The organism is Baaleninema simplex PCC 7105, assembly GCF_000332355.1.
GTDB lineage: Bacteria > Cyanobacteriota > Cyanobacteriia > Cyanobacteriales > Geitlerinemataceae > Baaleninema > Baaleninema simplex.
In genome coordinates this window covers 257,119-271,568 of the sequence record NZ_KB235959.1, presented here as the reverse complement: position 1 = coordinate 271,568, position 14,450 = coordinate 257,119, and the positions used below count along the sequence as shown (strand labels likewise).

The following is a 14,450-nucleotide window of genomic DNA, read 5'->3' as shown; positions in this document are numbered from 1 at the left end:
CGTTTCTCCCCCTCTCCCTTTCTCCCCCTCTCCCTTTCTCCCCCTCTCCCTTTCTCCCCCTCTCCCTTTCTCCCCCTCTCCCCCTCTCCCCCTCTCCCTTTCTCCCCCTCTGCGAAATCAATCGATCGAAATCTCCTGACCGTTCACGCCGACGTCGTCTTGCCATTCGATATCAGGCATTTGCTCGAAGGTTTGGCGAACGGCGTCTTCCCAGTACCTGCGAATTTTCGCCAGATAGGGGCTACCGAGACGCAACCGTAGCCGATGGCGAATTTCAAAGGTGTCCCGCTGGTACATGAGGACGTTAATCGGTGGACCGACGGAAATGTTCGATTTCATCGTCGAATCGATCGACAAAACAGCACTCTTGACGACGAGATCGAGGGGAGTGTCGAAGGCGAGCAGGCGATCGAGGATGGGTTTGCCGTATTTCGTTTCGCCGATTTGTAGAAATGGCGTTTCGGGAGTAGCTTGAATGCAGTTCCCTTGGCGGTATACCAGAAACAGCATGGGGTCTTCACCCGCGACCTGTCCTCCCACGAGAAAGTTACATTGAAAATCGATATTATCTCGCTTGAACCAAGGGCGATCGAGGTCTTGAACGTCGCGGATTTTGGCTCCAATGTAACGGGCGACATCGTAAAGACTCTCGAGGGTGTAGAGGTTCGGTTCCACTTGATGTTTGATGTCCCGTTTGACTTCCTGCATCACCGATTGCGTCACCGATAGGTTGCCACTCGTACACAAGACGATCGCCCGATCGCCCGGTTGCGCGAAATCGAAAAGCTTGTGGTAGGTCGAAATATAATCGACCCCCGCGTTCGTGCGCGAGTCGGCACCAAACACGAGACCGTCAGCGTTCAAGATGCCAAGACAGTAGGTCATCGAGTTCCTTCAGTAAATTTTTCGATAAATGAGAGGCCGTCCGGCCGTCAGCGCCAAGCAGTTCGATCTTACCGGAAGCGTGACGGGCAGGTACAGTCACTATTGCGCCGTTTTTCTCGAAAATCGCGATCGAGGGTCGGACGCTTCTATGTCATAATATTTAACAGTTTTTTTAAGGTTGGCTGACACCACCCACACGCCGAGTCATGGATACCCAAGAATCCAACGATCTGCAACCCGATCGAGAGGGACAATCGGAATCGCCCGAACTCGATCGCTACGAGTGTCGCGCCTGCGGCTACGTTTACGAACCCGAACTCGGAGACGACGCGCGGAACGTCGCACCGGAAACTACTTTTGAGGAGTTACCGGTCTCTTGGCGCTGTCCAGTTTGCGGCGCACGCAAGACGGCCTTTGCCAACGTCGGCCCGAAAGGAACGGCATCTGGGTTTAAAGAAAACTTCGGGTACGGCTTGGGGGTCAACCAACTCACGCCGACTCAAAAAACACTGTTAATTTTTGGCGGGTTAGCCTTGGCATTTTTGTTTATGCTCAGCCTCTACGGTTTGAGGTAGACGGTCTGCTAGCAAGCTAACACCCATAACTCGCCTGAGTTGCTCGCGACTCACCCCTGCGTTTCGAGGATTGACGACCGACCACGATTGAAATACCCGATGAAAGCTATCCTGCAACGTTTCAAACCGATCGCGATCGCGCTGGCTGTAGTTTTCCTACTGGTCGGATGCAGTTATGCGCCGCCGCTCGAAGGAAATCCCTGGCAAGTGCGATCGTTACCCACCGACTCGACGTTCTCCGACCTTGCCTTCACCGACGACCTTTCCCGAGGTTGGCTCGTCGGCAGCAATGCCACCCTGTTCGAGACGGACGATACCGGGAAAACCTGGAAAGCTCGTCCCTTAGATTTCGAGGGGGAAAAGGTTCGGTTGAACTCCGTCAGCTTTTCCGGTGACGAGGGCTGGATCGTCGGCGAACCGGCAGTCTTGCTTCACACGCTCGACGGTGGAGACACCTGGTATCGCGTTCCCTTAAGCGAAAAACTACCGGGAAGTCCCAGCACCATTACCGCCTTGGGTCCTCACTCGGCAGAAATGACCACCAACGTCGGTGCAATTTACCGCACGGAGAACGACGGTCAAAATTGGACGGGACTCGTGCAGGAAGCCCTCGGCGTGTTTCGGAATATTTCTCGTGCTGAAGACGGAAAATATGTCGCCGTCTCTTCTCGCGGCAACTTCTTCTCGATTTGGAATCCCGAGGGTGATACCTGGCAACCGTTCAACCGCCAAAGCTCTCGTCGCCTGCAAAATATGGGGTTTGGTCCCGACGGCAGCTTGTGGGTTTTGGCTCGAGGCGGACAGTTGCAGTTTAGCGAACCCAACGATCCCGAAAGTTGGCTCGAACCGCTTTATCCCGAATTCTCGACCAGTTGGGGACTGCTCGATTTGGCCTATCGCACCCCCGAGGAAATGTGGGTCGTCGGAGGAGGAGGTAACTTAATGGTGAGCTTTGATGGCGGTCAGACTTGGTTGAAAGATCGCGAAATTCAAGACGTTCCCTCTAACTTAAACCGCGTTAAATTTATTAACCCGGAGTTAGGCTTTATTTTGGGTCAACGCGGAACGTTACTGCGTTACGAAGGGCCGTCAGAAGCAGCGTAAACTGAAAAGCGAGCCGCCGCCTTCGGGTGGCGGTTGCTTGTGAGTGTATCGCTGTTTTTGTATGATAGGGTTTGAGTTTTAAGCTATTGTAAGGAGACATTTAACAACATGGCTGGTACTACTGGAGAGCGTCCGTTTTCAGACATTATTACGAGTGTTCGCTACTGGCTGATCCACGCTGTAACGATTCCAATGTTGTTCGTTGCAGGGTGGTTGTTCGTCAGTACGGGTTTGGCTTACGATGTGTTCGGCACGCCGCGTCCCGATGAATACTACACCAAACAGCGCCTGGAATTGCCGATCGTTTCCGATCGCTTTGAAAGTCGCCAGCAAATCGAAGAATTTATCAAATAAACCGAGACAATCGCTGTTTAACGTGAGGTTTTAACCATGACTAATCCCTCGAACGAACCTGTTTCCTATCCGATTTTTACCGTTCGCTGGATTGCCGTTCACACCCTGGCCGTTCCCACGATTTTCTTCTTGGGCGCGATCGCCGCTATGCAATTCATTCAACGCTAGGAGTTATCCATGCCTACGAGAGAACCGAACCCCAACCGCCAGCCCGTCGAATTAAACCGCACGTCCCTCTATTTGGGATTGCTGCTAATTTTCGTTCTGGGCATTCTGTTTTCGAGTTACTTTTTCAACTAAATCGACGTTGAATCGATCGTTCCTCTCTGTTGTTGAGTGAAGTCTAAGGAAATTACCCCCATGTCTGGAGATACCCGTATTCCCCTTTGGATCGTAGCCACGATCGCTGGACTCGGTGCAGTCGGAATCCTGGCGCTCTTTTTCTACGGATCTTACGTCGGCGTCGGTTCGGCGATGTAAGACGGCGAAATTCAAGATTCGCCTGCGATCGACCTTCTCACTCGAGGAGGTCGATTTGTTTTGTGCGCCTTGTTTTGTTTGCCTCTGTGTTCTCTGTGGTGAACATTTGTTGAAACTCAGCTTATCGAAATAACTCCCGCTTCTGTACCACATTTTTATAAAAAAAGCAATACCCCCAACCTTAAAAAAGTTGGGGGCAAACTCGAGTCGAGCGATTCGCCATTAATAAGCGTCTTGAAGCTCGTAGAAATCGGGGGAAATATAATCTTTCCGCAGCGGCCAACCTTTCCAGTCTTCCGGCATCAACAACCGTTTCAAATTGGGATGTCCTTCGTAGACGATGCCATACATATCGTAAGACTCGCGCTCTTGCCAATCCGCCCCTTTCCAAATCCAGTACACCGACGGCACTTTCGGATTGGTTCGAGGTAAAAACACTTTCAGACGAACTTCTTCCGGCTGGCGTGCGTTGTCGCTGACTTTAATCAGGTGGTAGAAACTCACCAACTCACCACCCGGACCGGTATCGTAAGCGCCCTGACATTGCAAATAGTTGAAACCGTAGGCGTACAATGCCGTGGCGACCGGAATCAAAACTTCCGCGTCTACCTTCAGCATTTCCACCCCCAGATTGTCCCGTTCGAGGGCGTCGTGGCTAAAGCCGTTGTCCGTCAGCCAACTTGACACCGGACCGGCGGGAACGGGTTTGTTTTCCTGGTTTTCTTGAGCTTGTTCGGCTTGATTTTGAGACTCTTCAGCCACGGCTTTCCTCCTGCTTGACGGTAGATTGAAGAGCGGGGGGAACGGGCATTCCCATCGCTTCGGTGAGTTCCTTCGGCGGCGTGTGACGCGCTTGAGAGCGCATATATTCACCCGTGAGGATCGGATCGACCGATTTCATCTTATGAGAAATCGTATGATAGCGGTGGGTTTGTTGGTTCTGACCCCGTTCGATTAACGACTCGTTAGCGACTTTTTTCCGCAGTTTGACGATCGCATCGAAAATGGCTTCTGGACGCGGGGGACATCCGGGGATGTAAACATCGACGGGGATGAGTTTGTCAACGCCACGCACCGCACTCGGGGAATCGACGCTGAACATTCCACCGGTGATGGTGCAAGCTCCCATTGCGATGACGTATTTCGGTTCGGGCATCTGTTCGTACAGACGCACGACAGCCGGTGCCATTTTCATAGTGATGGTGCCGGCGGTGATGATTAAGTCCGCTTGTCGCGGGCTGTTGCGCGGGACTAAGCCGAAGCGATCGAAGTCGAATCGAGAGCCGATCAGTGCGGCAAACTCGATGAAACAGCACGCCGTCCCGTACATCATCGGCCAGAGACTCGACAGACGCGCCCAGTTGTAGAGATCGTCTACCGTCGTCAAAACGATGTTTTCCGAGAGTTCTTGCGTCACTTGCGGACGCTCGGGAGGGTTAAAAAGTGTTTGCGCTGATGAATTTGTTAGATTTGCGTTGTCGCTCATGACCATTCCAATGCTCCTTTACGCCAGGCGTAAACTAAGGCAATCACTAGGATCGCGATAAAAATCAGCGCTTCGATAAACGCCAAGAGTCCCAGTCGGTGAAATGCCACCGCCCAGGGATACAGAAAGACTGTTTCCACATCGAAGACGACGAAGACCAGCGCGAACATATAGTAGCGAATGTTGAACTGAATCCACGCCCCGCCGATGGGTTCCATGCCGGACTCGTAAGTGGTGTTGCGCTCTAAACCCAAGCTTTTGGGTCGGACTAGCTTCGAGACGGTCAAGGCCAGAACTGGCACGAGACCGCAGATAATCAGGAAGCCTAGGAAATACTCGTAACCGCTGAGAACAAACACAGGTGCTAACGTCTTTACTTATATTTACACTCATGATAATCGAGGGATCGCGAGATCTCAAGGAACGTTAAGGGCGCAAGCGCAAACCTACCCGTTGCGATCGCCCTTGGATTCTCAGCTTCGCCAATCCTCGATCGGTTCTCAGTTTAAGGCAACGAGGGCCTGGGTAGATAGAGGCGATCGAATGCGATGGCTTATCCGTTCGATAAAAAATCGCAGTCTCCGATTCTTACACCGAGAATCGTGGGACTTAAAAGTGCTGTAGCAAACCCCCGAAGGAATTTTGGGCGTTCGAGCTAAAACTCACTTGGGAAATCGGATCGGGTATATCCACGGACGCTAGGGGCGTCTAAAAGTCTCTAATATAGACCAAACAGGGTAAAGTTTTAGACAAATCGCACGACAGATGGAGAACCTGGGGACTCACACTTCAATTCTCTTGTTAGCGCATTTGCTGCGAGTCCATCATGACGGTCATACCTCGCACTCGCGGTTTTTGGAAGAGGTTTCCGAGACGCTTCAGGGGGATGTTGGGATGCAACTGAACCTCTATAAGGTATTTGTCGCTCCCGACACTCCAGGTTTGACGCTGAACGAGGTAGCCCGTCAGCTTCCTGAGAGCGATCGCGAAAATTGGATAGTGCAGGCAATCGCGATCGCGCACCACTTTCAAGACAATCCCGCGACACTGGAAGTGTTCTCAACGCAAATCGGATCGCTGTTTTATCTGGCCTCGCTCTGGGAGTGGCCGCCGCAACGCTTGCCCCAACTTCTGGCACAGTGGCCAACTCGGATGCAAAGCCTAGAAGTGTTATCTCAGCAAAACACTCCCTTGGCGCGATCGCTGCGGGACTATCTCGCCCCCACGACATCGGATATCCCTGAAGCAAATCCTTCTTCCGATAGGAGTTCTGAGGCGATTTCAGACGAGAAAGGCAAAGGTGAGATCGATCGCGATGCAACGTCTTCTTCTCCCAACCGTCAATCTCCTCCGCCAGAGGCGAGACGGGAAGACACGCAAACGCCGCTTTTGGAAGACCCCCGTTATGCCGAAGCGATCGCCTCGAGCGATACACTGGCCAATGTTGATTACGAGTGCGCCCATCGCGTTGTCTCTTCAGCGATCGCGCAATTCAACAAGCTTAAATCGTCCTTTACGCATCGACGCCGTGCTCTTCCCTCTCGTTCTCAGTCAAAAGCCCAAAATGCGGCTTTGGAACCCCTCGAAGAACTTTATGGATGGGTTCGCCAAGTTGCTGAGATCTATCTAACGACGTTGCAAGATACTTTAGAAGCAAAACAGCGATCGCTCGGTCATTTCACCATCGCCATTATGGGACGAACTAAAGCCGGAAAAAGCACGCTATTCGCTACTTTACTCGATCGAGATTATGACGGAATTGGCGATGGACAACAACGCAAAACTCGTCAAAATCGACGCTACGATTTAAGCAACAATCTTCGCTTAATCGATACACCTGGCATCGCTGCTGTGGGCGGAGAATTGGACGAGATTGAAGCGTCAAAAGCGGTTGAAGAAGCAAATTTGATATGCTACATCGTGACCAGCGATAGCATTCAGGAATCCGAATTCGAGTTTCTCAAAAAATTAAAAAATAAAACAAAACCTCTCTTGATTTTACTCAACGTTCAGTACAATCTGCAAAATGAAAAGCGTTTAAATATTTTTATAAAAAATCCTCAAAAGAGAATGTCCAACGAAGAAATCGAAGGGCATAAAACACGAATTACTGAGTATGCAGATCGGCATTATACCGGAGAGCTAATCGAGGTTTTACCTGTCATGCTCTTAGCCGCGCAGTTATCGCGACAAAAAGAGAATGCTGAGTTATGCGATCGCCTGTATCGTGCGAGCCAAATCCGAGATTTTCTCGAGTGGATTGAAAATAAAATTATCAATGAAAGTGCGTTGCTGATTTCACAAACTTTGTTGGGTGAAACAGCGACATCTCTTAAGGCGTTCGATCGAGACATTTCAAAAAGACATAACAATCTCAAAGAAGAACGAAAGAAAATCAATCGTAAATATCAAGAACTTCAGGTGAAAATCGAAAAAATACGCAAAAAGACAATCCAAAATTTTGAAATTGAAATTTTAGATATGTTTCAAACGGTTATCAATCAAATACCTGAGTTCGCCAGAAGGAATTGGGAAAAGGACAAAAAATCACAAGAAAACGCCTGGGAGCATTTTCTGAAGTCAGACGTAAAACTTAGAGAGAAACTCAAAAATATTACAGAGTCCCTTGAGAGTCAATACAAACGCGAAATCCAAAATGCAATTGAAGAAATTATATATGATTTAAAATTCTTTACTGGTTTTGGAGATTCGGGATTTAGATTTGAAGGTGTTGGGGTAGGATTTGACTTTCAGTTTGCCTTTAAAGCAGGTGCGGCATTGCTAGGAATTGCGGGAGTAGTTGCGGCAATTGTGGGAGGTGGATTATTCCCTCCTATACTAGCAGGGGGTGCGATCGTCGCTGGAATTTTAGGGAGTTTATCCAAAAGTAAAGCGCAGCGTCAGCGTGAAGCTTGTCAAAAAATAGAAAGCGAGTTAAAAGCTAGTCTTCAAGCTCATCAGAAGAAGATACTCCGAGACTATCAAAAAACATTCGATAAAGAACACGAAAAAATTGTATCTCTAGTTAGGGATTACTTTGAACAGACTATTTCAGAACTGGATTCAGTTCTACAAGCACTTGAAGAGACAGAAGAAAAACTGAAAAATGCACAGAATCAATTAACAGGATTTTTCGCGCTGAGGGTTGTAGACTACTGTTACGATCGACAAGGAGAGTTAACAGAATCTCGACTCAGTAAAACCATTTACCATGTTCGCCGTAAGCCAGGAGAATATTTTGAAATACAGCTAACTAAGTCACAACCTCCTGTCTCGCAAATCAAACGAAATTGCAGTCATATTCTTGGCGAAAATGTAATAATTTCTCGATAATTGATTCACTCAAACAAACGGAATCATGATTGAAAAAATTAACTTCACGAAAATTCACGATGAATTCGATCGCGCTTTGGAAATGTTCGACAACATTCTTGAAAAGAGCGATCGCGACGAAGCCGAAGAATACCGCCACAAACTGAAACGTGAATCCGAAGCCATTCGGGAAAATCCCTTACTGAAAGTTGCCTTTATCGGACAATACAGTTCTGGAAAATCTACGATTATCTCAGCGTTGACGGGAAACCGAAATATAAAAATTGGGGCGGACATTACCACCGACAAAGCCACCCCTTACGACTGGAACGGCATTAAAATCGTCGATACGCCGGGAATTGGCACCGAACGAAAAGACCACGATGAAGTCACGTATCGAGAAATCGAGCAGTCCGATTTACTCGTCTTTTGTACGACGCATATGTTGCTTGATAAGTGTATTGTCGAGCATTTTACAAAACTAGCATACGAGAAACGCTACAGCCATAAAATGATGCTGGTGTTTAACAAACTTTCATCAGAAGCGGGAGATGATGATGTTAAAATTGCCAACTATCGCGCCAGCATGACTCAAGCACTATCGCCCCATAGCTTAGACGATTTTCCGGTATGTTTTTTTGACGCGAAAGATTATTGCGAAGGTGTGGATGAAGACGAAGAAGATTTAATCGAATTGAGTCGATTCACTGAGTTTATTCAGGCGCTCGATCGATTCGTTCGCGAACGCGATAAACTGGCTCAACTCGATACCCCGATTCGGCGGGTTTTAGGCTATGTTGACGAAGTAGAAATTTGGTTTTCTGAAGGAACGGTACAGGATAAGAATTTTCTGGAAACTTTGAATCGATTGGCTAAGACAGTTCATCAAAAACGAAACGAATTTCGGATAAAACTCAAGAAAGTTATACTCGACGCAACCTCAGAAATTCGGACGATAGGAAACCAACTTGCCAACGATTTAACGGAATTTAAGAACGAGCAAGAATTTAAAGATCGCCAAAAAGAAATCGAACGCAAAATCGAGGAAATCTGGGATCAAACTGAGAAGGTTTTTCAAGAATTAATTGAAAGCGCGATCGAAAGTTTACAAGAAGAAGTCAAACAGGTTTTAAACAGCGATTTGGTTCAAAGCTTTATCGCTATGCTGAACGCAGAATCTGAATTCAAGGCTCAGTATGTAGAAGAGGGGTTTAATTTTAACGATTTGTCTCAACAAGTCAAGTTTTTTGAAGATATCGCTGGTCAAGTTGGCTTAGAAATCGTTCAGAATGCAACGCGGCAAGCATTTAAATTATCAGGTGGAGGCGGTGCGGCATTGAGAAGCATCGATGTAGTTGGAAGTAATTTACATAAAGGTGTCTTGGCGGTTGGTAAATTTGTCGGTTTTAAATTTCGTCCCTGGCAGGCGGTTGGAATTGCGAAAAATATCGGAAATGTTGCCCGCTTTGCCGGGCCAGCTTTGGTGATTGTCGGAGCAGGGTTTGAAGCATGGGAGTTAGCGGAGCAGCAAAAAAAGGCGAAACAATTACGACAAGCACAAGGTGGAATCGATCGCGAATTCGCTGGAATTGCCCGGAAAGTCGAGCAGCAACTCAAAGAACAGCAACAGACATTTGAAGACGAGACTTACGATTACATCGAGATGCAAATTCAATCGAACCGGACTCAATTCCAGAATCGCCAAGTCTCCAACAGCCAGCAGGCGCAAAAACTGGCGGAAGTCCGAAAAAAACTCGAACACCTACTTCTATCTCTCAAAACTTAATCGGAACAGGGTTTCTCCTCAAATCCCCGGTTGTCGCGAAGCTGCACGTGACACGATCGCAAAATTGCCCCACTTCCGTCGCCGCGATTGTTGACAACGAGATTATTGCGTCCTCCAGCTTTAGCAGAGACGGTAATACTTCCACCAACGCGATTGTTTTCGACTCGGACGTTTTCCATCGAATGGGGGCGATCGTTCGTGTCGGCGACGACGTATACCGCTGAAGTGTCTGCATAAGCAGGCGGTTCGATGTCATTGTCGGCGATCGCCACGTTGCGAATATCCCCCACTTTATACAATCCGATATAAGCGTTACCGCGATTGGCGCGAATTGTCGCCCCGTTGACGGTCGTTCCGCCACAACAGGCTTGAATCAAAATTCCTTCCCCATCCACGCTGAGATAGTTGGTACTTCCCAAACGGTGACGGTACACCTCGAAGTCGTTCCCGATAACCTCAACGTTCCACCCCGACCAGTCGATCCCCCGATTTTCTAGGGTATTCGCCCCGCGCGGTTCTCGCAATCCCGTCGCGTCCGTCCACCATTGTTTGTTGCGATCGTCGCGAATTACGTTGTCGCGAACGATTAACCCGTCTCCGGCGGCGTGAATGGCGACGCGCATGGTGTGATACACCCAGTTGTCGCGAATTGTAACGCCTTTGCGAAACAGTTCGGGGGCAGTTTCTGGGGTTTCTGACGGCTCGAAGCGTCCCGATCGATTGACGATGATTCCGTAGTGATTCCCGTAATGAAACGGGACTTTACTGCCGTCATTGTAGGTGATGACTTCGGTGCGATCGAGGGATTTTACGGTATATCCTGGCTGGTCGAAATTGTCGGTAATCGAATCGTTAACGCGGTTGTTTGCCACTAAAACGTTTTCGCGAGCGTCGATGTCAATATTTGCCGCGAAGCGATAACTGTAACGAAACCACGGTTTTTGAAACGAGCGATCGGGAACGTTCGGATCGGGTTCGGCGACGTTGTTACTGCGAATGCCAAAGACGACGATATTTCGAGATTCGGTAATTTTGGGATTGCCCGAAAATTTGATTCCCGCGCGATCAATATCCAGATCGACCAACCCGATTTTACTATCACGATTTGCGTCTTTTGTCAATATCTGTTTGAACGCCGTCTCGTTGGGCGTGCCGTTTCCCGAAAATCGAGGTTCGTATTTCGGAAATTCTAAACGCGTCGGCGGTCGAAACTCCGAGGATTTCGCATCTGTCACTGCTGGCGTCGCCCCTCGCAGCACCACACCGTCTGCTAACTCCAAATTCTCCGAAAAACGATAGGTTCCAGCCGGGAAGTACACCACGCCACCGCCGTTGTTTGACGCGGTATCTCGAGCCACTCGAAACCGCTCGTCGAGGCTGTTTCCGGGGAAATCTTCGATGTTGTAAACGCACTGCCAGCGAATCTCGTTCGTCCAAGGATAGGCAGAATTTCCGTAGGCGGCGGCGATGGGGTTCTCGGTTTCGCCGGGGGTGGAAGTTCCGCAATTGTTAACGAAACGAGGGAGAGACACGGGCGTTGAGGCTTCGGTGTTCGGCGATCGCATCGAAACGGCTTCGCTACCGGGATAGGTTCGGTATAGCAGGTAAATTCCGAGGACGAACGCTAGAGACAACAGTGCGATCGCCACGTATTTCCATTTGCGAGGAAAGTTCACAACCAGCCTCCATCAGAATAGGAAACAGGGTTTAAGCGCCCACACCTTCTTCGATCGCATCGAGTTCTGGCACGGCCTCTTCCGACGGCGGTAAACTCGTCTCCGCATCGTCGCCACCGTCACCCGAAGCACTACTCGAGGGTAGCCAGTTCAGAAACGGTAACGGCAGTAACGTACTCAAGTTCGTGATGATTACCAACAGCCAGAGATTGTCAAAATTGCTTTCGGTGATGTTCATCCAGTGCATCAACATCGCACCGAACTCGTAAGACACCATCCCCGCAATGTTCGACACCGACATCAACAGGGCGAACAACGTCGCTTCGACACCACTCGGACACAACCGCGCTGCCAAGACTAACACGGGCATAAACGCAATTTGTCCCATCACCGTTAACACGAGACTGTCGCCGAGACTGAACCAGCGATCGTCGATACCGATCGCGCGGTTGGCGTGGGTAACGAGGAGTAACGCCGTCATGCCCAACACTGCCGAGAGTACCGTAGACCAGGCGAAAATGGTGCGGAAGGGAACGGATTTAAAGAACCGCTGAAACAGCCAAATTCCCACCAGCGAGGCAATACTCGTCACCAAACGGACTCGTCCGAGAAATTCCGGTTGAAAGTTCAGTTCGTTGGTGGTGAAGTAGAAAAAGGCAGCGTCGGCGGTTGGCGTCGCTTGCCACAGAAATAGAAACGCCGTCGGAAGCCAAATCGCTTTCTGTGTCACGGCGTTTTTCAGTTGTCCGACTTGCGTTTTAACGCTGTCGAAGTGGATGCGATCGCGCGTCGGTTCTTCAGCAATCAGCCACGCCACACAGGAGACGATCAGCGGAAACGTCGCCGTAATCGAGAACATGGTGCGCGTACTGAAGATTTCCAGCAGCGAACCGCTGAGATAAGCGGTAATCAATCCCCCCAACGCCGACGCTCCCCAACTCACCGATTGCAGGGAACCCGCGTCGCTTTGGGACTCTTTTCTCGCTCGTTCGACTACGAGGGAATCGACGATGACATCGCTCACCGCCACGGAAAGCGAACCGAGAGAAATGGCGGCGATCGCCTGCCAAGGGCGCGTCACCACCGTAGCCAGCGTCAGCCAGGAAAACGCCCCCAGAAACCCCGAGAGAATCAAATACGGACGGCGACGGTAGCCGAAAATGGGCAATCCATCGGAGATGAAGCCAAACAGCGGTTTAATCGTCCAAGGGAGGGCGACAATCCCCAACAGGGCAGAGGTTTCTGCCGGACTGAGGCCGAGATCGTCTTTGAGGAAAAAGCTGACGGCGAGACGGGCTAACCCTAGAATTCCCTGGACGAAGTACACCAGGAGAATCGCGAAGAGTTCGGGCGTCGGTTCGTTGCCGAACAAGACTTTTTCTTTGAGCGTGTCTTTAATGCGATCGATACCGGATTGAGAAACGAGCATTGATTAACAAAACTTCAAATTATCCGTTGCTTTATCTTAACGAGTCTGCCAAAAGACGATGAGAGAGGAGATCCGAACCGTCGTCAAATCGTTACAAGGATTGGCATTACAGCAAATTGGCTAAGTCGGCGATCGAATCGAGGACGCGATCGGGACGCACGGGGGCTTCCTGCGCCAGTTCGGGGCGGTATTTGCCAGTTTTCACCAAAACCCCCATCAGTCCGGCTTTTTGCGCTCCGCCGACATCAGAATAAATATCGTCGCCGACGAGGGCGACGTTGTAAGGCGATCGGTTCAAATCGCTTAAGGCTAATTTAAAGAACGACGCCGACGGCTTGCCGATGACGGTGGCAGTTTTTCCACTGGCGTACTCCAATCCGGTGACGAACGCCCCGATATCGAGTTGCAGTCCTCGTTCCCCTTCGCAGTAGCGACCTTTGTGGAGGGCGACGAGTTCCGCACCCCGGACTAACATTCCAAACAGGTCGTTCATGAGATTGTAATCCCAGCGATCGCCGATATCGCCGATGACGATAACGTCCGGTTCGGTGTCGGATTGTTGGAATTCGGAAAACTCCCGTTTGGCGTCGTCCGACAGCAACAGGTGACATTTGGGATCGTCCATCTGTCGCAGGTGCAGAACGGCGGCGTAGGGGGCGCTGATGATGTCCTTTTTCTCGATAGGAAGTCCCAAATTTAGAAGTTTTTGGTGAAAGGTATCGATGGACTGGGTCGTCGTGTTGGTAATGTAGCGACAGGGAATCTCTCGGAGTTTCAAGGTTTTGATGGTGTCAACGGCTCCGTCAATGAGGCGGTTTCCGACGTAAAACACGCCGTTGAGGTCGAGGAGAAAAGCATCGATACCGGGGAAGGCGTCAGTCATGGTTTTGAAATTCGATCGAATTGGCGAGGGACGATAGAACGCCGCGACGAACTCTCCGTTTCGTCTAGGCGATCGCCAGTGTACGATCGATCTCGTTCAGCGAGACTCCAAATTTAAGGCATTGCGAAACATCCTCGCCGCTTCCAATCGAGAAGTCTGAGCCATCAAGACGCAGCGAGTCAGCAACTCAATATCGAGAGTTGCCAGTTCGGGAATTTCGCTACGGTTAATTTTGGCGTAACCCGCATCGCGCAGACGGTAGAGGCCGAATAAGCCGTCTTGCCAAAACCACACTTCCGGAACGCCTAAAACTCGATATCGCTGGAGTTTTTGGAGTCCGCCACTGGAAAACACCACTTCCACAACCAAATCGGGGACGGGTTTGGAGGAGCCAAAACAGTAGGGAGCATCTAGTTTAAGTAATGAGTAAAAATACTTAAGCCAACTCGCGATTGAGATAAGCACAGCGTAAACGCAACA

The 14,450-nt window shown here is 49.8% G+C and carries 16 protein-coding genes; 8 read left to right on the top strand and 8 right to left on the bottom strand.

From position 1 onward, the window contains the following. Nucleotides 1-117: 117 nt before the first annotated feature. Entirely contained in the window at nt 118-885 is a 768-nt protein-coding gene (locus GEI7105_RS0121090) for a proteasome-type protease (RefSeq protein WP_017662399.1), read from the bottom strand. Nucleotides 886-1,091: 206 nt separating this feature from the next. On the opposite strand from GEI7105_RS0121090, the gene GEI7105_RS0121085 reads away from it, so the two are divergent. The 6 genes from GEI7105_RS0121085 to GEI7105_RS35270 all read left to right on the top strand — a co-directional run bounded on the left by GEI7105_RS0121085 (nt 1,092) and on the right by GEI7105_RS35270 (nt 3,398). After that, complete coding sequence (locus GEI7105_RS0121085) at nt 1,092-1,460, top strand: rubredoxin (protein WP_017662398.1); 369 nt, start codon at nt 1,092-1,094, stop codon at nt 1,458-1,460. Between the two features lie 99 nt (nt 1,461-1,559). Continuing rightward, nucleotides 1,560-2,564 (top strand): photosynthesis system II assembly factor Ycf48, encoded by a 1,005-nt coding sequence (locus GEI7105_RS0121080; protein WP_017662397.1) that lies wholly within the window; start codon nt 1,560-1,562, stop codon nt 2,562-2,564. 108 nt (nt 2,565-2,672) lie between these two features. Continuing rightward, nucleotides 2,673-2,918 carry a cytochrome b559 subunit alpha gene (gene psbE, locus GEI7105_RS0121075; RefSeq protein ID WP_026097836.1) on the top strand — a complete coding sequence of 82 codons (246 nt, stop codon included), beginning with the start codon at nt 2,673-2,675 and terminating at the stop codon, nt 2,916-2,918. Nucleotides 2,919-2,954: 36 nt separating this feature from the next. Next, nucleotides 2,955-3,086, top strand: coding sequence for a cytochrome b559 subunit beta (gene psbF / locus GEI7105_RS0121070; protein WP_017662395.1), 132 nt, complete (start codon nt 2,955-2,957; stop codon nt 3,084-3,086). Between the two features lie 9 nt (nt 3,087-3,095). Then, the gene (psbL, locus tag GEI7105_RS0121065; protein ID WP_017662394.1) at nt 3,096-3,218 is read left to right on the top strand and encodes a photosystem II reaction center protein PsbL; all 123 of its coding nucleotides are present in this window, start codon (nt 3,096-3,098) and stop codon (nt 3,216-3,218) included. Between the two features lie 60 nt (nt 3,219-3,278). Then, nucleotides 3,279-3,398 (top strand): photosystem II reaction center protein J, encoded by a 120-nt coding sequence (locus GEI7105_RS35270; RefSeq protein ID WP_071592116.1) that lies wholly within the window; start codon nt 3,279-3,281, stop codon nt 3,396-3,398. Nucleotides 3,399-3,620: 222 nt separating this feature from the next. Here GEI7105_RS35270 and GEI7105_RS0121055 read toward each other — a convergent pair whose 3' ends face one another. From GEI7105_RS0121055 to ndhC, 3 genes are read right to left on the bottom strand one after another with little or no spacing between them, the layout of a single operon-like run. Further along, nucleotides 3,621-4,160 (bottom strand): NAD(P)H-quinone oxidoreductase subunit J, encoded by a 540-nt coding sequence (locus tag GEI7105_RS0121055; RefSeq protein WP_017662392.1) that lies wholly within the window; start codon nt 4,158-4,160, stop codon nt 3,621-3,623. Then, on the bottom strand, nt 4,153-4,890 hold the full coding sequence (locus GEI7105_RS0121050; protein ID WP_026097835.1) for an NADH dehydrogenase subunit K: 738 nt from the start codon (nt 4,888-4,890) through the stop codon (nt 4,153-4,155). Before GEI7105_RS0121050 ends, GEI7105_RS0121055 begins: the two co-directional genes overlap by 8 nt. Then, complete coding sequence (ndhC, locus tag GEI7105_RS0121045; RefSeq protein ID WP_017662390.1) at nt 4,881-5,243, bottom strand: photosynthetic/respiratory NAD(P)H-quinone oxidoreductase subunit C; 363 nt, start codon at nt 5,241-5,243, stop codon at nt 4,881-4,883. Before ndhC ends, GEI7105_RS0121050 begins: the two co-directional genes overlap by 10 nt. Before the next feature lie 496 nt (nt 5,244-5,739). Here ndhC and GEI7105_RS0121040 point away from each other — a divergent pair, with 496 nt between their 5' ends. Then, nucleotides 5,740-8,217: a GTPase gene (locus GEI7105_RS0121040; protein ID WP_158413242.1), complete on the top strand. Its 2,478-nt coding sequence runs from the start codon at nt 5,740-5,742 to the stop codon at nt 8,215-8,217. Between the two features lie 25 nt (nt 8,218-8,242). Beyond that, the gene (locus GEI7105_RS0121035; RefSeq protein ID WP_017662388.1) at nt 8,243-9,982 is read left to right on the top strand and encodes a GTPase; all 1,740 of its coding nucleotides are present in this window, start codon (nt 8,243-8,245) and stop codon (nt 9,980-9,982) included. Here GEI7105_RS0121035 and GEI7105_RS0121030 read toward each other — a convergent pair. The 4 genes from GEI7105_RS0121030 to GEI7105_RS31725 form a co-directional block, all read right to left on the bottom strand. Further along, nucleotides 9,979-11,658 carry a glycosyl hydrolase family 28-related protein gene (locus GEI7105_RS0121030; protein ID WP_017662387.1) on the bottom strand — a complete coding sequence of 560 codons (1,680 nt, stop codon included), beginning with the start codon at nt 11,656-11,658 and terminating at the stop codon, nt 9,979-9,981. The two genes, GEI7105_RS0121035 and GEI7105_RS0121030, sit on opposite strands and share 4 nt — an antisense overlap. Before the next feature lie 31 nt (nt 11,659-11,689). Then, entirely contained in the window at nt 11,690-13,087 is a 1,398-nt protein-coding gene (locus tag GEI7105_RS0121025; protein ID WP_017662386.1) for a folate/biopterin family MFS transporter, read from the bottom strand. Between the two features lie 106 nt (nt 13,088-13,193). Further along, complete coding sequence (locus tag GEI7105_RS0121020; RefSeq protein ID WP_017662385.1) at nt 13,194-13,970, bottom strand: TIGR01458 family HAD-type hydrolase; 777 nt, start codon at nt 13,968-13,970, stop codon at nt 13,194-13,196. Between the two features lie 96 nt (nt 13,971-14,066). After that, a partial coding sequence (locus GEI7105_RS31725; RefSeq protein ID WP_192816705.1) for a Uma2 family endonuclease occupies nt 14,067-14,450 on the bottom strand: 384 nt, incomplete at its 5' end.

Bases quoted from the DNA above. Each gene is read 5' to 3' on its own strand.
- GEI7105_RS0121090 (WP_017662399.1), bottom strand. From the start codon at position 885: ATGACCTACTGTCTTGGCATCTTGAACGCTGACGGTCTCGTGTTTGGT.
- GEI7105_RS0121085 (WP_017662398.1), top strand. From the start codon at position 1,092: ATGGATACCCAAGAATCCAACGATCTGCAACCCGATCGAGAGGGACAA.
- GEI7105_RS0121080 (WP_017662397.1), top strand. From the start codon at position 1,560: ATGAAAGCTATCCTGCAACGTTTCAAACCGATCGCGATCGCGCTGGCT.
- psbE (WP_026097836.1), top strand. From the start codon at position 2,673: ATGGCTGGTACTACTGGAGAGCGTCCGTTTTCAGACATTATTACGAGT.
- psbF (WP_017662395.1), top strand. From the start codon at position 2,955: ATGACTAATCCCTCGAACGAACCTGTTTCCTATCCGATTTTTACCGTT.
- psbL (WP_017662394.1), top strand. From the start codon at position 3,096: ATGCCTACGAGAGAACCGAACCCCAACCGCCAGCCCGTCGAATTAAAC.
- GEI7105_RS35270 (WP_071592116.1), top strand. From the start codon at position 3,279: ATGTCTGGAGATACCCGTATTCCCCTTTGGATCGTAGCCACGATCGCT.
- GEI7105_RS0121050 (WP_026097835.1), bottom strand. From the start codon at position 4,890: ATGGTCATGAGCGACAACGCAAATCTAACAAATTCATCAGCGCAAACA.
- GEI7105_RS0121035 (WP_017662388.1), top strand. From the start codon at position 8,243: ATGATTGAAAAAATTAACTTCACGAAAATTCACGATGAATTCGATCGC.
- GEI7105_RS0121025 (WP_017662386.1), bottom strand. From the start codon at position 13,087: ATGCTCGTTTCTCAATCCGGTATCGATCGCATTAAAGACACGCTCAAA.
- GEI7105_RS0121020 (WP_017662385.1), bottom strand. From the start codon at position 13,970: ATGACTGACGCCTTCCCCGGTATCGATGCTTTTCTCCTCGACCTCAAC.